This is a genomic window from Pseudanabaena sp. BC1403, assembly GCF_002914585.1.
In the GTDB taxonomy this organism is placed as follows: domain Bacteria; phylum Cyanobacteriota; class Cyanobacteriia; order Pseudanabaenales; family Pseudanabaenaceae; genus Pseudanabaena.
In genome coordinates this window covers 1-15,382 of the sequence record NZ_PDDM01000017.1, presented here as the reverse complement: position 1 = coordinate 15,382, position 15,382 = coordinate 1, and the positions used below count along the sequence as shown (strand labels likewise).

The 15,382-nt window shown below is 42.1% G+C and carries 13 protein-coding genes; 6 read left to right on the top strand and 7 right to left on the bottom strand.

Annotated elements, in window-relative coordinates:
* Nucleotides 1-72: 72 nt before the first annotated feature.
* Nucleotides 73-5,214, bottom strand: coding sequence for a translocation/assembly module TamB domain-containing protein (locus tag CQ839_RS15500; RefSeq protein WP_103669198.1), 5,142 nt, complete (start codon nt 5,212-5,214; stop codon nt 73-75).
* A gap of 191 nt (nt 5,215-5,405) precedes the next feature.
* The gene (gene rppA, locus CQ839_RS15495) at nt 5,406-6,089 is read right to left on the bottom strand and encodes a two-component system response regulator RppA (RefSeq protein ID WP_103669292.1); all 684 of its coding nucleotides are present in this window, start codon (nt 6,087-6,089) and stop codon (nt 5,406-5,408) included.
* Nucleotides 6,090-6,604: 515 nt separating this feature from the next.
* On the opposite strand from rppA, the gene CQ839_RS15490 reads away from it, so the two are divergent.
* From CQ839_RS15490 to cobI, 4 genes are all read left to right on the top strand, one after another.
* A complete protein-coding gene (locus tag CQ839_RS15490; RefSeq protein WP_103669197.1) occupies nt 6,605-7,735 on the top strand; it encodes a metallophosphoesterase in 1,131 nt (376 codons plus the stop codon).
* A 192-nt stretch (nt 7,736-7,927) separates the two neighbouring features.
* Nucleotides 7,928-8,659: an SIMPL domain-containing protein gene (locus CQ839_RS15485; protein WP_103669196.1), complete on the top strand. Its 732-nt coding sequence runs from the start codon at nt 7,928-7,930 to the stop codon at nt 8,657-8,659.
* A gap of 172 nt (nt 8,660-8,831) precedes the next feature.
* Complete coding sequence (locus tag CQ839_RS15480; protein WP_103669195.1) at nt 8,832-9,461, top strand: precorrin-8X methylmutase; 630 nt, start codon at nt 8,832-8,834, stop codon at nt 9,459-9,461.
* A gap of 122 nt (nt 9,462-9,583) precedes the next feature.
* Complete coding sequence (gene cobI / locus CQ839_RS15475) at nt 9,584-10,288, top strand: precorrin-2 C(20)-methyltransferase (RefSeq protein WP_181016220.1); 705 nt, start codon at nt 9,584-9,586, stop codon at nt 10,286-10,288.
* A gap of 158 nt (nt 10,289-10,446) precedes the next feature.
* Here the strand turns inward: cobI and CQ839_RS25505 are convergent, their stop codons facing one another.
* From CQ839_RS25505 to CQ839_RS15455, 4 genes are all read right to left on the bottom strand, one after another.
* Entirely contained in the window at nt 10,447-10,917 is a 471-nt protein-coding gene (locus tag CQ839_RS25505; RefSeq protein ID WP_219817793.1) for a hypothetical protein, read from the bottom strand.
* 64 nt (nt 10,918-10,981) lie between these two features.
* Entirely contained in the window at nt 10,982-11,227 is a 246-nt protein-coding gene (locus CQ839_RS15465) for a GlsB/YeaQ/YmgE family stress response membrane protein (RefSeq protein WP_103669193.1), read from the bottom strand.
* Nucleotides 11,228-11,267: 40 nt separating this feature from the next.
* The gene (locus CQ839_RS15460; protein WP_258040754.1) at nt 11,268-11,753 is read right to left on the bottom strand and encodes a CsbD family protein; all 486 of its coding nucleotides are present in this window, start codon (nt 11,751-11,753) and stop codon (nt 11,268-11,270) included.
* Nucleotides 11,754-11,922: 169 nt separating this feature from the next.
* The gene (locus CQ839_RS15455; protein WP_103669192.1) at nt 11,923-12,180 is read right to left on the bottom strand and encodes a CsbD family protein; all 258 of its coding nucleotides are present in this window, start codon (nt 12,178-12,180) and stop codon (nt 11,923-11,925) included.
* A gap of 241 nt (nt 12,181-12,421) precedes the next feature.
* Between CQ839_RS15455 and CQ839_RS15450 the strand changes: the two genes are divergently transcribed.
* The gene (locus CQ839_RS15450; protein ID WP_103669191.1) at nt 12,422-13,897 is read left to right on the top strand and encodes an alpha-amylase; all 1,476 of its coding nucleotides are present in this window, start codon (nt 12,422-12,424) and stop codon (nt 13,895-13,897) included.
* A gap of 235 nt (nt 13,898-14,132) precedes the next feature.
* Nucleotides 14,133-14,567, top strand: coding sequence for a BLUF domain-containing protein (locus CQ839_RS15445; RefSeq protein WP_103669290.1), 435 nt, complete (start codon nt 14,133-14,135; stop codon nt 14,565-14,567).
* Nucleotides 14,568-14,838: 271 nt separating this feature from the next.
* Here CQ839_RS15445 and CQ839_RS15440 read toward each other — a convergent pair whose 3' ends face one another.
* Nucleotides 14,839-15,177: a DUF433 domain-containing protein gene (locus CQ839_RS15440; protein WP_103669190.1), complete on the bottom strand. Its 339-nt coding sequence runs from the start codon at nt 15,175-15,177 to the stop codon at nt 14,839-14,841.
* Nucleotides 15,178-15,382: the final 205 nt, after the last annotated feature.

Genomic DNA, 15,382 nt, shown 5'->3' with positions numbered 1-15,382 from the left:
TCATAACGCAAGCTCAAAAGGATGCCAACCCGTTTGTACCCAATAACTCTGAACCTCCAGAGCCTCAAAACTTTAAAAACGATTTTCGTATTCGATTGAGATACCTGTGTTGCCATTTGTGCCGTAGTTACCGCGCAATAAAATATTTGGATCAACACGATAACGAACGGAGAAATTAGTTGGTTGGGTGGAATCATTAATAATCCGTTGGAGGGCGATCGAGAAACTGTTACTGACATCGATCGCAGCTTCAGCCGACAGCCCTAATGTTCCTGTACTGCTATTACTTGAAGTGCTAGTAGTAACTGGACTGAGATTAAATTCTGCCAGATTCAACGCATCACCGATCGCATCTTGGAGGAAGTTAAGAACTGTACCACCTGCAAAACTCGCCAGTGCCGCAGCAGGGTCAGATCCACCCTGTTGTTGCAAAATACCACCACCTATTAGGGCAATGATTTCTGCTTGACTGCGAGGTGGGCTACTGGAAAGACGAATATCTGGCGCAAGAGCCGTGCCTGTGACACTAGCTTGGACTCTTAGAGTCTTCTGCGCCCCCAAATTGCTAACAGGAACTTCATTGGGACGAAATAGATCGTCGGGGCGATTAGAATTTATCGGTACGCGGGTGATCTCGGCAACAGCGCCAGAAACACGGACATTTAAAGTTGGATTGAGTCCTTGAGTGGGTTTAAACTCTACAAAGTTTTCGTAAGCACGATCAAGACGGAACCTTGTCGAAATTGCGTTGAACTGTCCGCGTGAAATATTGATTTTACCTTCTGGTTCTGGATTGAGGAGGGTTCCATTTACAATTAGTGTTCCTTCTCCCAAGAAATTAAATAGAGGAAAGCGTGTCACTTGCATGTTTTGCAATTTAACTCCGAGGCGGTCAAAGGCTACATCTGCTAAATTGCTACTGTCATCAGCTAGGGTCGAGCTATTGGGAGCAGCATCATTACCGATAACCAATCGCCCGTCTCCTAGCGCCACTTCACCTGTGATTATGGGTGCTAATAGGGAGCCTCGAACAATGACTCGCGTATTGAAGTTGTCAGAACTAATATCTCGGATATTCAACTTGAGCTTGTCGGCATTGATGGCGAGGGCTTGTTGATATTCTGGACTATCTGTTTGTATCAGATTAGGATTACTAATCGGGAGAATCCCTTTTAAAGCGAGTTTGCCTTCGCTAAAGTTGCTAGTGATATTACTAATTAAGCGATCGCGAGTGAAGTCGATCACACCTTGAACTTCAGTAAAATCTCCTGGTAAGCCTGCAATTTTGACCTTTGCATTCTCAACCGTCATCTTGCCTGCGATTTTCGGATCCCTAAATGTTCCATTTGCAGTGAGATTGATATTGCCTTTCCCATTTACCCAGCGTACAGGCTGATTGAAAATATTGATAAAAGCAATACCTTCATCCTTAACATCAAGCTTAACGTCAAAGATACCAAAAACACCAAAATTACCAGAAGCGACAACAGAATCCTTACCTGCAACCTTCATATTGGCATTGAAATTAATATTTAACTTGTCATAGTTAAACTTCACCGCCACAAAATCAATCGGTTGACGATTAACGGAGCCATCGGTCAGGCTCAATTGTCCTTTAACTCCTAAATCCAATAAATTAGTACCAGAGATGGAGAGATTGCCGTTAACTTTGCCTGTCAAATCAAAGGGAATTGCGCTAAAAAATGGCAATGGTCTCAAAGATTCAATGGGAAAATCTTTTAGTTCAATTTCACCACTTTGTTCACGGAATCGAAATAATGGATTGGATGAAGGAGTAAGTCTAATTCTCGCCTTTGTAATTCGTCCATAGCTCTTATCGGACTGGAAATTTGCTTTAGCAATATTGAAAACACCATAGGCATAACGTCCCTCTATTTGAATATCATCAACAGCAAACTTTCCATACTCAAATTTTTTGCCAGTAAGATTGAACCCGACACGAATACCTCTCCGTTTGTTAAACCCAAAGGTGACCTTGCCCTTGATATCACCACGAAAATCCGTGAGCGGCGGCAGATTGAAATTGCGGGCTGAATTAACAGTTTCCTGCTGTTCTTGTCGCAGTTCAATCTGAGTGAGATATTGTAACTGCTTGTACAGAGGCTCTCCCATCAATCTGATTGATTCTAAGGGCTGTAATTCTGCTGCTCTATTTTTAGCAAAGGTAATACCTTGGGTAACATCGACAATGTTAGCCCATTGGAGCGTGGCGAATACATCTTGAATTCTGCCCTGTGTAATTTCGGCAGCACCTGAGATCGGATCTTCAGCTTGAGGATTGTAAGTCAAATTGAATTTATACTCATTATTAACCTCCCCCTGCCGAATATTTAAGTTGCCATCTTTAACATCCAATACACCATTAGCATAGGAAACCTTGGCGATCGCACGTTCCGCAACTACCCTCCCGAAGCGAGGACGCTCAACGGTAACATCTCCGATCGCAGTGGGATTATTCGTAAAATCAACGATGAGATTACTAGACAGCTTGCCACTCACATCATTTTGCCCAGCCAAAGAAGCAGCTAAGGCAAGTGGAATATTTTTGACTGCAACTTGTAAACGACGAGGGTTATTCTCAAAACGTCTACCTGTCGCTGTAGATTCTCCCAAATTTACCGTAAAATCGATGGGACGAAACGCATTATCTAGTCGGGCAGCAATGCGATCGCGCTTGCCGCGCAAATCAACATTTAAGCCTTGATTACCATCAAAATTGAGCTTCCCTTCTAATCTTGGATCAAAGGCTAATTTATCAACTCTTAGTCCCGCTAGTAGTAGATCTCCAGTTGCTTGAATAACGCTGCCAATTCCATTTAAAGCTCCGTTAAAAGTGAGCTTATCAAGTTCTATTTGATTAACCTTTAAGCTGGCAACACGCAGATTACCGACTAGTCTTGGAGCCGTCAGATCACCATTAATTGAGCCATCAAAATCTAGTGAGCCGCGTGACGGAGCCACAATCCCTTGCTTGGCAAAGCTAGCACCTAAAGAAGCTAGATCAACATTATCCAGTTGTAATGCTCCAGCAATTTTAAGTTGGTCGATCGCCCCTGAAAGATTGCCCCGAAAGTTGAAAATCCCTGAGGCTTGAGCGGGTATTGCGCTAGAGAGAGTTGCTAAGCGATTGATATTAACATTGCGCGAAATCAGATCGAGGTTAATTCCTGCAATGCCTGTGGGAAATTCATTACGTGAATTATTAGGGAATGCTAGATCTACTTTGCCATTGGCGGTTAAATAATTACCAACTTGTAGTGAAGGAATCAGCAGATTCTTTCCATCCCATATCAAATTCGCGGCGATCGCATCGGGGATTTCTGTTAATCCTTGGGGCAAGGTCACAGTGCCATCACCAGTAATATCTGCTAACGAAAAACCACCGCGATCGCTCCGTAGATTGATGAATCCTTCGAGAATGCCTTTTTGATTTAGGAGAAACGCTGATAAAGGAATGCCATTACTATTTAGCTGGGATTTCCACGCACCGCTAGTGATATTGTAGCTACCTGCTATCCCAATCTCACCAATGGGAAACCGCACCCGCGTATTCCGAATCGTAGCTAATCCATCCGCTAAAAAGACTTCTCCCTTTGCAGGATAGGTCGCATTAGGAGCATCAATTTGAGCCAGAATTTGGGGATTTGCTAGAGCGCCAGTAATTTGTAAAGAACTAGTAATTTGACCAATGGTGATCGGTAATTTTGCCCCATAGAGTTTTGTGAACTCTTCGGCAACGCCAACGAGGCTTGAGGTAAATAGGACTTCCGCAGGTTGATCTTTTTGGGGCAAGCGAATTTGCCCTTCGCCTGTGAGCGTTGCACCTGTGGAGGCGGCTTGAACTTTTTTGATTTGGAGTGTATTTAAATCTTTGAGCTCAATGGTGGCTAAAAAGCGATCGACAGTTACCCGATCAAAGCTCACAGGTTTGGGCGTAGTAATGTTTAGCGTCAGGGCGGGTTTTTTAGTTGTTCCCGTAAGTTTACCTGCGAGCTTCACCTCGCCTGCGATCGCTACAGGTGTTTTGATATTAAAACTTTCCAGTCCTTTCGCTAGATCTAGTACGGTACTAGCAAAGTTCAAATTAAAACCCTTTTGCTGATTAAATGTCCCATCGACAGTTGTCACCAACAAACCGTAGTTCGCAGAAAATTCCTTTAAAGTTGCATCAGTACCATCAAAGCTGAGTTGCCCTGAAATTTCAGTGATTGGCTTGGCTAATTGGGGAGATTTGATCACCCCATCAGTAAGTTGAGCAGTTATGGAAATTTTATTTGCCGCTAGCACCGAATCACTAGGAGTCGTCTTTTCTGCATCTACCGAAATTTTTGCCTCGGCATCAAGCTTACCTTGTTGAACCTGAAAGGGCAGGCTAACCGCAAATCCTTGGATTGCCGCAACCTGCAAATCTTTAGACTGAATATCAACAGTGCCTATCCCTCTAGTCAGATCCCAATCAATTGCAAAAGTTACATTGCCCTTGTTGCCTCCTTTTTCTGCATTGGCAGTCTCGATCGCCTTTTTTAACTGTTCAGGATTTGGGGGGACAGCGATCGCAGCAAGATTGGGTAAAGTTACACGACCTTTGCCATTCATCTTTAGGCTCTGATTATTTAGATCAGTGATTTTCCAATTACTATCAATCTGTACTTGACTAAGAGATACCAGCTCACCCTTAGCGATCGTTTGGATAGTTACTTGTGCATCACTAAAAGTGACCGTCCGAAGATCAACAAAGCCTTCTTTGGTAGTTGTTTCTGGTGGGGTGATCTTGGGTAATTGCAGTAAACCTGTAACGTCCTGCTTTAGAAATACCTGTGGCTGCTCCGCGATCGCATCCAAACCAATTTTGCGACTGATCAAATAGCTCCAAAGATCAACCTTAACTTCGAGTGCCTCAACTGCTAAAAAGTTTGACTCCTTATCGGTTGGTGGCACGATCGACTTACCAAACCTAATGCTCGAAAAACTAACTCGTTCAACCTTGCCTAGCTGTAAAGGACGCTTGAGCGATTTGGCAAGCTCGGTCTGTAATAGTGGCGACAGTTGCTCATTTAAAAAATAGCGTCCATACCAAAAAGCACCTAAGCTAGTTGCTGTAAATGCGATCGCTAGTCCGACACCTACACGCCCTAGATTTTTGGCAAATGTAGAGTTAGTCGGTCTCTGCGGCGGTAGTTGAGCCTGTCCCACAATTTTTCACTCCGTTGATGCCCTCACGACACCATTTTACATATGTTCGCCTTAGATCGAGTTTCAATTTTTGAAAGCCTTACTAAGCAAAGCTTTTAAAAAATATCAGGTTTCCTTTATCAAGTAAAGTACGATTACTACAGATTTTTGCAAGGTTCGCGAAACAAACCTTGCAAAGAAAGATCTGATTTTCAGCCAAAGCGATAGCCTTTGCCATACACAGTATTGATCAAAGAAATTTGGCGATCACGATCAATTTTGCGCCGTAATAATTTGATCTGTGCGGCTAGGGCATTACTAGTTGGGGCATCTTCTCCTTCTTTCCAGAGATGTTGTGAGATGAGTTCATGGCTTAGTAATTGGTTTGGATGAAACATAAAATACTCTAAGAGCTGATATTCTCTCTCGGTTAAAGCGATCGCAATCTGATCTCGATATACGACTTGATTATCGCGATCAAGTTCCAAGTCTCCATAACTTAATTTTGCAGGCTCACTTGTTAATGCGAGTGGAGAGGGTGCGCGGCGCAGTAACGCCCTCACTCTGGCAAGTAACTCCCGCAATTCAAAAGGTTTTACTAAATAATCGTCAGCGCCACTATCTAAACCTGCTACGCGATCGTCAAGAGTATCCTTGGCAGTGAGTATGAGTACGGGTGTACTATCTCCTTTCTGTCGCAATGAGCTGCAAATTTCTACCCCCGATTTCTCAGGCATCATCCAATCCAAAATCAGCAAGTCATAATCACCTGTCTGTGCCAATTCCCAGCCGCGATCGCCACTATTAGCGCTATCAACTAAATAACCCTGATTTGCCAAAATTCGTTGTAGTGGTTCGGCAAGCTCTTCTTCGTCATCCACCAATAAGATTCGCATAAGTTTCCCATCAATCTCAACTTCTTTCATTCTCGAATCAACACTTACTCTCTTCCCATTGAATAATTAGGCGTGCGCGACGAAGCCGCGCACGCCTAATTATTCAATGAGTCGATAACAGTATTGCCCAAAAAGCTCTATGTGTATAGATTTTAGTTTAGCAATGCTTTCTGCGCCAAATTATATCGGTTTGCAAATTATTGCTACAGTCCCTTGTCTTAGGACATAAAACCCAAGAATTGATTGGCGGCGCGAAGCGCCGCCAATCAATTCTTGGGTTTTATGAAAGCCGTTATAACTTTGCCCTGATCTCGATACTTTTGGCTACCTCTTAAGTTCAAAAAAATCACTCCTAACCCACTCCCAACCTAATTTACAAGAGATCTAATAGTGATAGGCGATCGCTTTCATTAACCATTCAAGCTTTGCAGAATACTCTCAACTAACTTAAATTATTTAGCATTACACCTAGCGATCACTATAAAATATTGCAGCAAGTAGATATTTAAGATCCTATGGCATTCAAACGGCGGCAGTTATTGATATTTGGTGGATTAGTGCTTGGTGGCGGGATTGGTGGGGCTGCTTTTTCGGGAATTCTGAACCGCAAACCTGATGTCGCACCTACAGAGACCGCATCTCCCATAGCCAACAACCCTAAACCTACCAAATCTCCAACTGTCAAAAGATCATCAAACCCTGCACCAAAAGGACTATATGCACCCGTGAGGGGTGATGTGCGAATTGTGGTGGTTAGCGATCTCAATAGTGCTTATGGTTCTACGGATTATATTGATCAGGTTAAACAGGCGATCGCATTTTTGCCAGATTGGGAACCAGACTTAGTGCTATGTGGTGGCGATATGGTGGCAGGACAAGACAATACCCTCAAACCTTCCGAAATAGAAGCCATGTGGAAAGGATTTGACAAGCATATTGCCGCACCAATTCGCAAAGCCAAACTTCCCTTTGGATTTACGATTGGGAATCATGATGCATCAGGCTCCTCCTTTGGCGGAAAATCCACCTTTGAGAACGATCGCAATGCTGTGCTCAAATACTGGAATGATCCCAAAAACGATCCAAATTTAAACTTTGTTGATCGTGCAGGATTTCCTTTTTACTATACATTTGAGCAAAATGATGTCTTCTTTTTAACTTGGGATGCATCTACATCTGAAATTCCATCAGAACAATTGAAGTGGGTGGAAAAGAGTCTCGCTAGTGAAGCTGCGAAAAAGGCGAAGTTACGAATTGCGATCGGGCACTTGCCACTCTATGCAGTTTCCAAGGGGCGGGAGACTGCTGGCAATTACTTGGAAGATTCTGAGCGTCTTAGAGCCTTATTAGAAAAATATAATGTGCATACCTATATTAGTGGACATCATCACGCTTACTATCCTGCTCATAAAGGCAAATTAGAACTACTCCATGCAGGCGTTTTAGGTGATGGGCCTCGTCGCTTACTAAGTGGTGATCTAGCACCAAATAGAACAGTGTCAGTAATCGATATTAAGTTGGAAACTGCGGAAACGATTTATACAACCTACGATATGGATACGCTAAAAGTTATCGATCAAAGTACATTGCCCCGATATATTGATGCACCTAATGGTCGAATCACGCGCCGCGATATCAAAATCTAAATAAAGAAGCAATTTTTTGTGTCGCGGCTTTGCCGCGACACAAAAAATTGCTTCTTTATTAAAAATGGGAACCTAACTTTTAGACGTTACCGAAAATGTAACCTCGTCGAATCCTATTTAATTCAGGTGATATCTTCAAAACAGTAAAAACAACAATATCGTAAAAGCAAAGGTTCGTAAGGATTTAATCATATGCGTCACTTAACTACATTTGTTCTCAGTCTTGCTTTTTGTGTTCCATCGATCGCGGCGATCGCACCTTCAGCAAAGGCACAAGAATCTTCTGCAAAGTATTCTGAAATCAAAAATGAGCGGGTTCTCACGGTCACAGGACGTGGTGAACGCTCTGTCAAAACCACTAAAGCAAGAATTCAGCTTGGGGTAAATGTGGAAGGAAAAACAGCGATCGCTGTTCAAGAAGAAGTTGCGCGTCAAGCTAATAGCATTGTCTCGCGCTTGCAGCAACTAAACGTTGAGAAATTGCAAACCACCAGTATTCAGCTTAATCCCAAGTATGTCTATGAAAATAATCGCCAACGCCAAGAAGGTTTCACAGGACAGACTAGTGTGAGTTTTGTAGTATCGATCGATCAAGCGGGCTCAGTCCTTGATGCTGCTGTTAACTCAGGTGCAAATCAAATTGAGCAAATCAGCTTTATCGCCACCGATACCGAGTTAAATGCCGCTAAGCAACTCGCTCTTCAAGATGCGATTAAAGATGCTCAAACTCAATCTAATACTGTTTTAAGTGCCTTAGGTTTTACGCCCAAAACCATCAAGACGATTAATATTAGTGATTCAGCGATCGCTTATCCAGTTCCACAACCACGCATGGACACATTTGCAAACAAAGCTGCTTCTATGCCAATTTTGGCTGGCGAGCAGAAAGTCGAGGCTTTAGTGACTTTGCAAATTACTTATTAACTCACCTTACGCAGAAGCCCTGCACTCAAGTGCGGGCTAAAAGCTAAAACCCGTTGAAACGGGTTGCTTAGAAGTATTTTGTAGTCTACTTCAGTGGACTTGATCAAATAAACCAAGAACTTGAGTTCTTGGTTTATTTGCGTAATACTTGAGATCCCCTTTAACCAGTTACATGCTTGACTATATCCGTGATGGCAATGAAATTTATCAAAAGTCCTTTGCCACAATTCGCGCTGAGGCGGATTTATCAATCTTGCCACAGGACTTAGAAGTAGTTGCTGTGCGTTTAATTCATGCCTGTGGGATGACGGATATTATCAAAGATCTTGGCTATTCCGAAGATGTGGTGAAAATTGGTAGGGCAGCGCTGAAAAATGGCGCAAATATTCTCTGTGACGCGCAAATGGTTGCTAATGGAGTCACCCGCAAGCGCCTACCAGCCAATAATCCTGTAATTTGCACCTTAAATGAGCCTGAAGTGCCAGAAATTGCTAAAACAATTGGCAATACTCGATCAGCCGCCGCAATGGAACTATGGCGATCGCATATCGAGGGATCGATCGTAGCGATCGGTAATGCACCAACGGCACTATTTCGATTATTAGAAATGCTAGATCAAGGTTTGCCCAAACCAGCCGTTATACTAGGATTCCCCGTTGGTTTTGTCGGTGCGATCGAATCAAAGGCGGCTTTGGCAGCAAACAGTCGTGGCGTTCCCTTTTTGACTATTCATGGTCGGCGTGGGGGTAGTGCGATGGCTGCCGCAGCCTTGAATGCATTAGCGATGGAGAATGAGCTATAGCAATGTACTTAATTTGTTAGTAAGGGTAATTCATGAATTGCCGCTACTAGTCAAGCTATGCAAGGAAAAGATTCTCTCACACATGATTTAGGATTGTTAGTATGAACCCAGTTGAAGAAGTAATTGCAAAGAAAGGAAATCTGTATGGCTTGGGAATTGGGCCTGGCGATCCAGAGCTATTGACCATCAAAGCGCATCGCATATTGACTTCAGTTCCCGTGATCGCCTATCCAACTATGGAAAGTGGCAAGGTTTTGGCAAGGGCGATCGTTGCTGATTTTATTCGTCCTGAGCAAATTGAAGTGCCGATGCCACTTCCTTTTAGTGTCGAGCGCTCCTCACAACCCTATTACGATATTGCTGCCGAAAAGATCGCCGAACATTTAGAAGGAGGTCGGGATGTGGCGGTATTATGCGAAGGTGATCCGATGCTTTACGGCTCGTTTATGTATATTTTCAATCGTCTATCTGGCAGGTTTCATACAGAAGTCATTCCAGGCATATCTTCGACTTTTGCCAGTGCGGCAATGCTGGGCGCTCCCCTTACATATCGCAATGATGTGCTAAGTATCATGCCTGCAACTTTAGAAGCTAGTGTTTTACGCGATCGCCTAGCGGTTGCCGATGCAGCGATCATCATCAAATTAGGTAGACATTTCGCTAAAGTTAAGTCAGTTTTAGAAGAATTAGGATTATTTTCTCGCGCCCTATATATTGAACGCGCCACGATGCCCAATCAAACGATTAAGGCGATCGCCTCAGTTGTTGCCGATGAAGTTCCCTATTGGGCGATCGTGATGATTCCCAGTCAAACTAATCCTCAATAAAAAAGAGGTAGTATTTTGCACCACCTCATTTTTATTGGGATTGACTAATTATACCAATTCACAAAAGTGTGGCAACACTTTCGTGAATTAAAAACCAAACCCAGTAAGGGTTTTAAAAACATAAAATGGCTACGCCATTTTGTATTTTGGTATTACGACTAATTATTAGGAGAACCTGTAGTTGGTGTTGCAGAGGGAGTTGCAGCTTTTGGTGTTGCTGCTGGTGTTGCGGTCGGTTGGGCTGTTACAGTCACTGCTGGTGCTGGTGCTGGTGCTACAGGCTGAGGCTGCACAGTGATCTCAACTTTGGGAGTTGGCTGCGAAGTTGCAGGACTTACTTCTTTAATAGTTGTGTTATTCCGTTCGATTATTGTTGATTTGTTTTCTCTCACAGTATCCACTGCGCTCGGGACTAAGATCGGTGCTACTGGACGATTGTTTAGATAATATGCAACTGCTCCTGCGCCTACAGCCAAGAAAAGCAAGACGACAATAATCACAGCGTTAGAACTACCATCATCTTTGACTTTAGTAGTGCGTTCTTCAGAAGTATTGTATCTGCTCAAAGGAGTATTAGAGTTAGATGTAACTTTTCTACTTGTGATTTCTTTATCTCTTTCGTCAGACATGATTTTTAATTCAAACTCTTAGTAATTGTTTAAGCCAAGTATTGCGACGTATCGCAAGTAAGAATTACGCTGATTTAATCAGGCGTAGCCCAAATAGGAGGACAACAGCGCCAATCGTGGCAACAATCAAACTACCCAGCAGTCCGCCACCAGTAGATACACCAAAGGTGCTAAATAAGAAACCACCTAGCAATGCACCAATGACACCGACAACGATATCTCCCACTAATCCAAATCCACCACCTCTCATTAGTTGTCCTGCTAGCCAGCCAGCAGCTAAACCGATCAAAATAAACCAAAGAAAATTCATACAATTCCATCCTTATTTATTAGTCATTGAAGTTTTCAACTTATTCCAACATGCCTTTAAGTTTATCTTTGGCATCTTCCATTAAATTGCGAGTCTTCGATTCAATTTGTTTTGCCTTGCCAGTGACTTGATCTCGGCGATCGCCTGTCAAATTACCGAACGCTTCTTGTGTTTTCCCTTCTAGATTTTCGACACTCGCATTTACTCGTTCTGGCAATTTCACACCATCTTTAATATTTTCAGTCGCTTTCCGAGCATCGGCTTCAGCTTGCTTTGCCTTTCCAATGATTTGATTTTTGGCATTACCTGTAACATTGCCGATCGCTTCTTGAGTTTTACCTTCAATATCTTTGGCGGTTGCTTTAATTTTCCCCATTGTGGCGATCGCTGTATGAGGGGGATTAACTAGTTGAGTGAATGATTGTTCTGCCGAACTATTCTGAATAGCAATCCCAAAGACGAAGGTAAATGAAAGAATTGAAATTAATCCAATATTTAATAGTGATCGATAAATTCGCAAAATCATTTTAGTTCTCCTATTACTCTCTAAAAATGTATGGTTTTGGGCTTAATTTATCTAGTTGAAAAAGCAGTCCGTAAGGAATACCTTATATTGCTAGATACTAGAATAAAGATAAATTTTTGATGGTTAAAACACCAAAAATCTTAAATCGTAATTTTTTAGTTAATCAGAATTAATCAATAGCATTTTTGACATCTTTCGCCTTATTCTTTACAGATTCAGCTACATTCTTAGCTTTTTCTTTGACGGTTTCAGCAACATCTTTAGCTCTATCTTTGACATCTTCAGATGCATTGCGAACTTCAGCTTCAACCTGCTTTGCCTGCCCTTCAGCTTGCTTGGAAGAGTCATTAGTGATATTGCCTACAGCTTCTTCAATTTTGCCTTCAATATTTTTGGCTGCGGCTTTAGCTCTTTCTTGTAAACTCATAATTAATGTCCGTTATTTTTTTCTTTCACAAATTTACTTTTGCAGCCTTATGAGTGATTTATTGAGTGAAATGAGTAACTTGATTAAATACAACACAAAACTTAATATAGGTTGTTTCGTCAACATATATGGATATCACCAGCTTTTTCAAAATATTTATTGCTCAATCAGTCTCGTAATTAAGCAATAATTTCTTTATTCCTAGATTTGTTTTTTAACCTTTATATAGAGAATGTCAACTATGTCTGACCAGAATGGCGTGATGATGCAGTACTTTCACTGGTACTTACCAGATGATGGCAGTCTGTGGAATCAAGTAGCCGAGCAAGCCGAGGAATTAGCCAAAATTGGCATTACGTCTCTGTGGTTACCACCTGCTTACAAAGGTACGGGTGGTGGCATGGATGTGGGCTATGGCATTTATGACTTATTTGATCTTGGCGAGTTTGACCAAAAAGGCTCTATCAGAACCAAATATGGGACTAAAGACGAATATATTCGTGCCATTAAAGCCGCGCAGAAAGTGGGAATTAATGTTTATGCTGATGTAGTGTTTAATCACAAACTAGGTGCCGATCGCGAAGAAGAAATGGAAGCGACTCCATTTAGTATGGAAAATCGGAATGAGGCGGTCGGCGAATATCAACACATCAAAGCTTGGACTCACTTTACTTTTGAGGGTCGCAAGGGCAAGTATTCGACGATGGAATGGCATTGGTGGCATTTTGATGCGATCGATTACAACGTTTATAACGAAGGTGAAGACGCTATCTATTTGCTTAAGGGTAAATCCTTTGATCATGACGTTGATCTCGAAAAAGGGAACTTTGATTATTTAATGGGTTGTGACCTTGACATGCAAAACTCAGAGGTTCAAGGGGAACTCAAATATTGGGGAGAATGGATTTATGACACAACCCATGTCGATGGCTTCCGATTTGATGCGGTTAAGCATGTGTCAGCAGGATTCTTTCCAGAATGGTTAGAGCATGTGCGCCATCACGCCAAACGGGATCTATTTGCAGTGGGGGAATATTGGTCTTACGAAGTAGAAGCTTTAAATAATTTCATCGCAATTACTGAGGGTAAGGTCGATCTATTTGATGCACCTTTGCACTTAAATTTCCATCTCGCCAGTCAAGCAGGGCAAGATTATGACCTCAGCCAAATTTTTGAAAATACCTTAGTCAAAGATCAGCCAACCCTCGCGGTTACCTTGGTAGAAAACCATGATTCTCAGCCATTGCAGTCTCTAGAATCAATTGTCGAGGCTTGGTTTAAACCCCTTGCCTACGCTTTGATTTTGCTAAGGCAAGAAGGATATCCTTGTATTTTTTATGGTGATTACTACGGCGCACATTACAAGGATTGGGGTAAAGATGGTAAAGAGTACGAAATTTGGATGGAGAGCCACCAATGGTTACTTGATAAGTTCCTTTTTGCGCGGCAAACCTATTGCTATGGCGATCAGTTAGACTATTTCGACCATCCTAATACGATTGGTTGGACAAGATTGGGAGATGAAGAGCATTCTGGTGGTATGGCGGTAGTACTTAGTAACGGCGAAGACGGACGGAAATGGATGAATGTCGGTCATCCTAATAGTACCTATACTGATATCACGGAGCATGTTGCTGAGACTGTGACCACCAACGACGAAGGCTGGGCAGAGTTTTGTTGCAATGGTGGCTCAGTTTCTGTATGGATCAAAAAGTAGAGCTTATACCAAAACACAAAGTGGCGCAGCCATTTTGTGTTTTTAAAACCCTTACAGGGTTTGGTTTTTAATTCACAGAAGTGTTGTCACACTTTTGTGAATTGGTATTAGTAGCTAGAGCCAAAAGAGAGTAGCAGCGCAAAACGCTGCTACTCTCTTTTGTGTCAATTGTGTGCTGCAAATCATTGGCGATTTTTGGTAGTCTTATATACATTACTTGGCAATGAATAAATCTATGGCTCTCTATCGTTTAATCTATGTTAGTCAGGCGATCGCAGGACTAGAATATCCCGACTTGGTTGAAATTTTGGAGAAGTCCGAACGCAACAACAAAAAAGTAGGAATTACGGGAATGTTGAGTTTTGGCGATTCGATGTTTTTGCAGGTACTAGAGGGCAGTCGGCGTGTGATTAGCCAAACCTATAATCGCATTCTGCTAGATAAGCGTCATGTTAATGCTGAACTGATAGATTTCTCGGAAATTGAGCATCGTGATTTTGCTCTATGGTCTATGAAGGTTGTCCAACTTGGTAATCACGCCGAAGTGCGCGATATTATCTTGAAATACTCAAGTTCGGAGACATTTTCACCAATCTCGATGACTGGCAAGCAGAGTTTGAATTTTTTGCGTGAATTGACTGAACTCTATCAAAAAGGAGTAGTCTCCTAGAATGTCAAAGATATAGAGTCTAGGCAAAGCAGCGATTCTATTATTCACTTCATAAGATGTAGGATGATTTGCTAAAACTCATGCGATCGCAAATACTTCGTTGCGTTGATCAGTGGGTAATTTTTTGATTTTGCGATCGCTATATCTAGAGTAGTCATTTTTTTAGTTCTCGCACTTAAGTCAGTCATAGTTTAGCAAAACTCAGTAAAGATAGCGATCTCATAAATAATCTCTACAAAAGGCGATCGCAAAGTTTTCGTTGGAATAGAATCTAGCTAATGATCGCTTCCTCTTGCTCGTATTGATGAGAGGCGATCGCGAGATCGATTTCTTCTTGATGTGTAGTGTAATAGAATCGGACGTTGCTCAAGTCGTCTGTGGTTAAGGCGGGGAAGTTGCGTAAAAGCTCTGATGTATTGGCTCCTTGTTGTTGGAGTGAGATGATCGTCCAAACGGGGATGCGGGTATTGCGGATTCTTGCATGACCTCCACATACGCCGATGGTTTTCTGGATTGTGCGAAATTTTAGTTTTTCTTGCAATAGGGCATATTCATCTGGTGCAAGAGATTCAATTACTTGGGCTAAGGATTCTACTAGTTTTGTATTCATAGTTTTGAATCTATGCTCTCAGATTGATGTCATGTTTTAGTTTAGCCGATCAGTTCAAAAGTAAGAAATAAGTGATCGCCTTTTGTCATCATCAAGGGAGATCAAGAAATTTCCACTAAGGAATGAAAAATAAATAACTTATGCATTTCAGTTATTTTGAGGAATGGCTCTATAATTCCATTTAGGAAGATATTCATCAAAAATG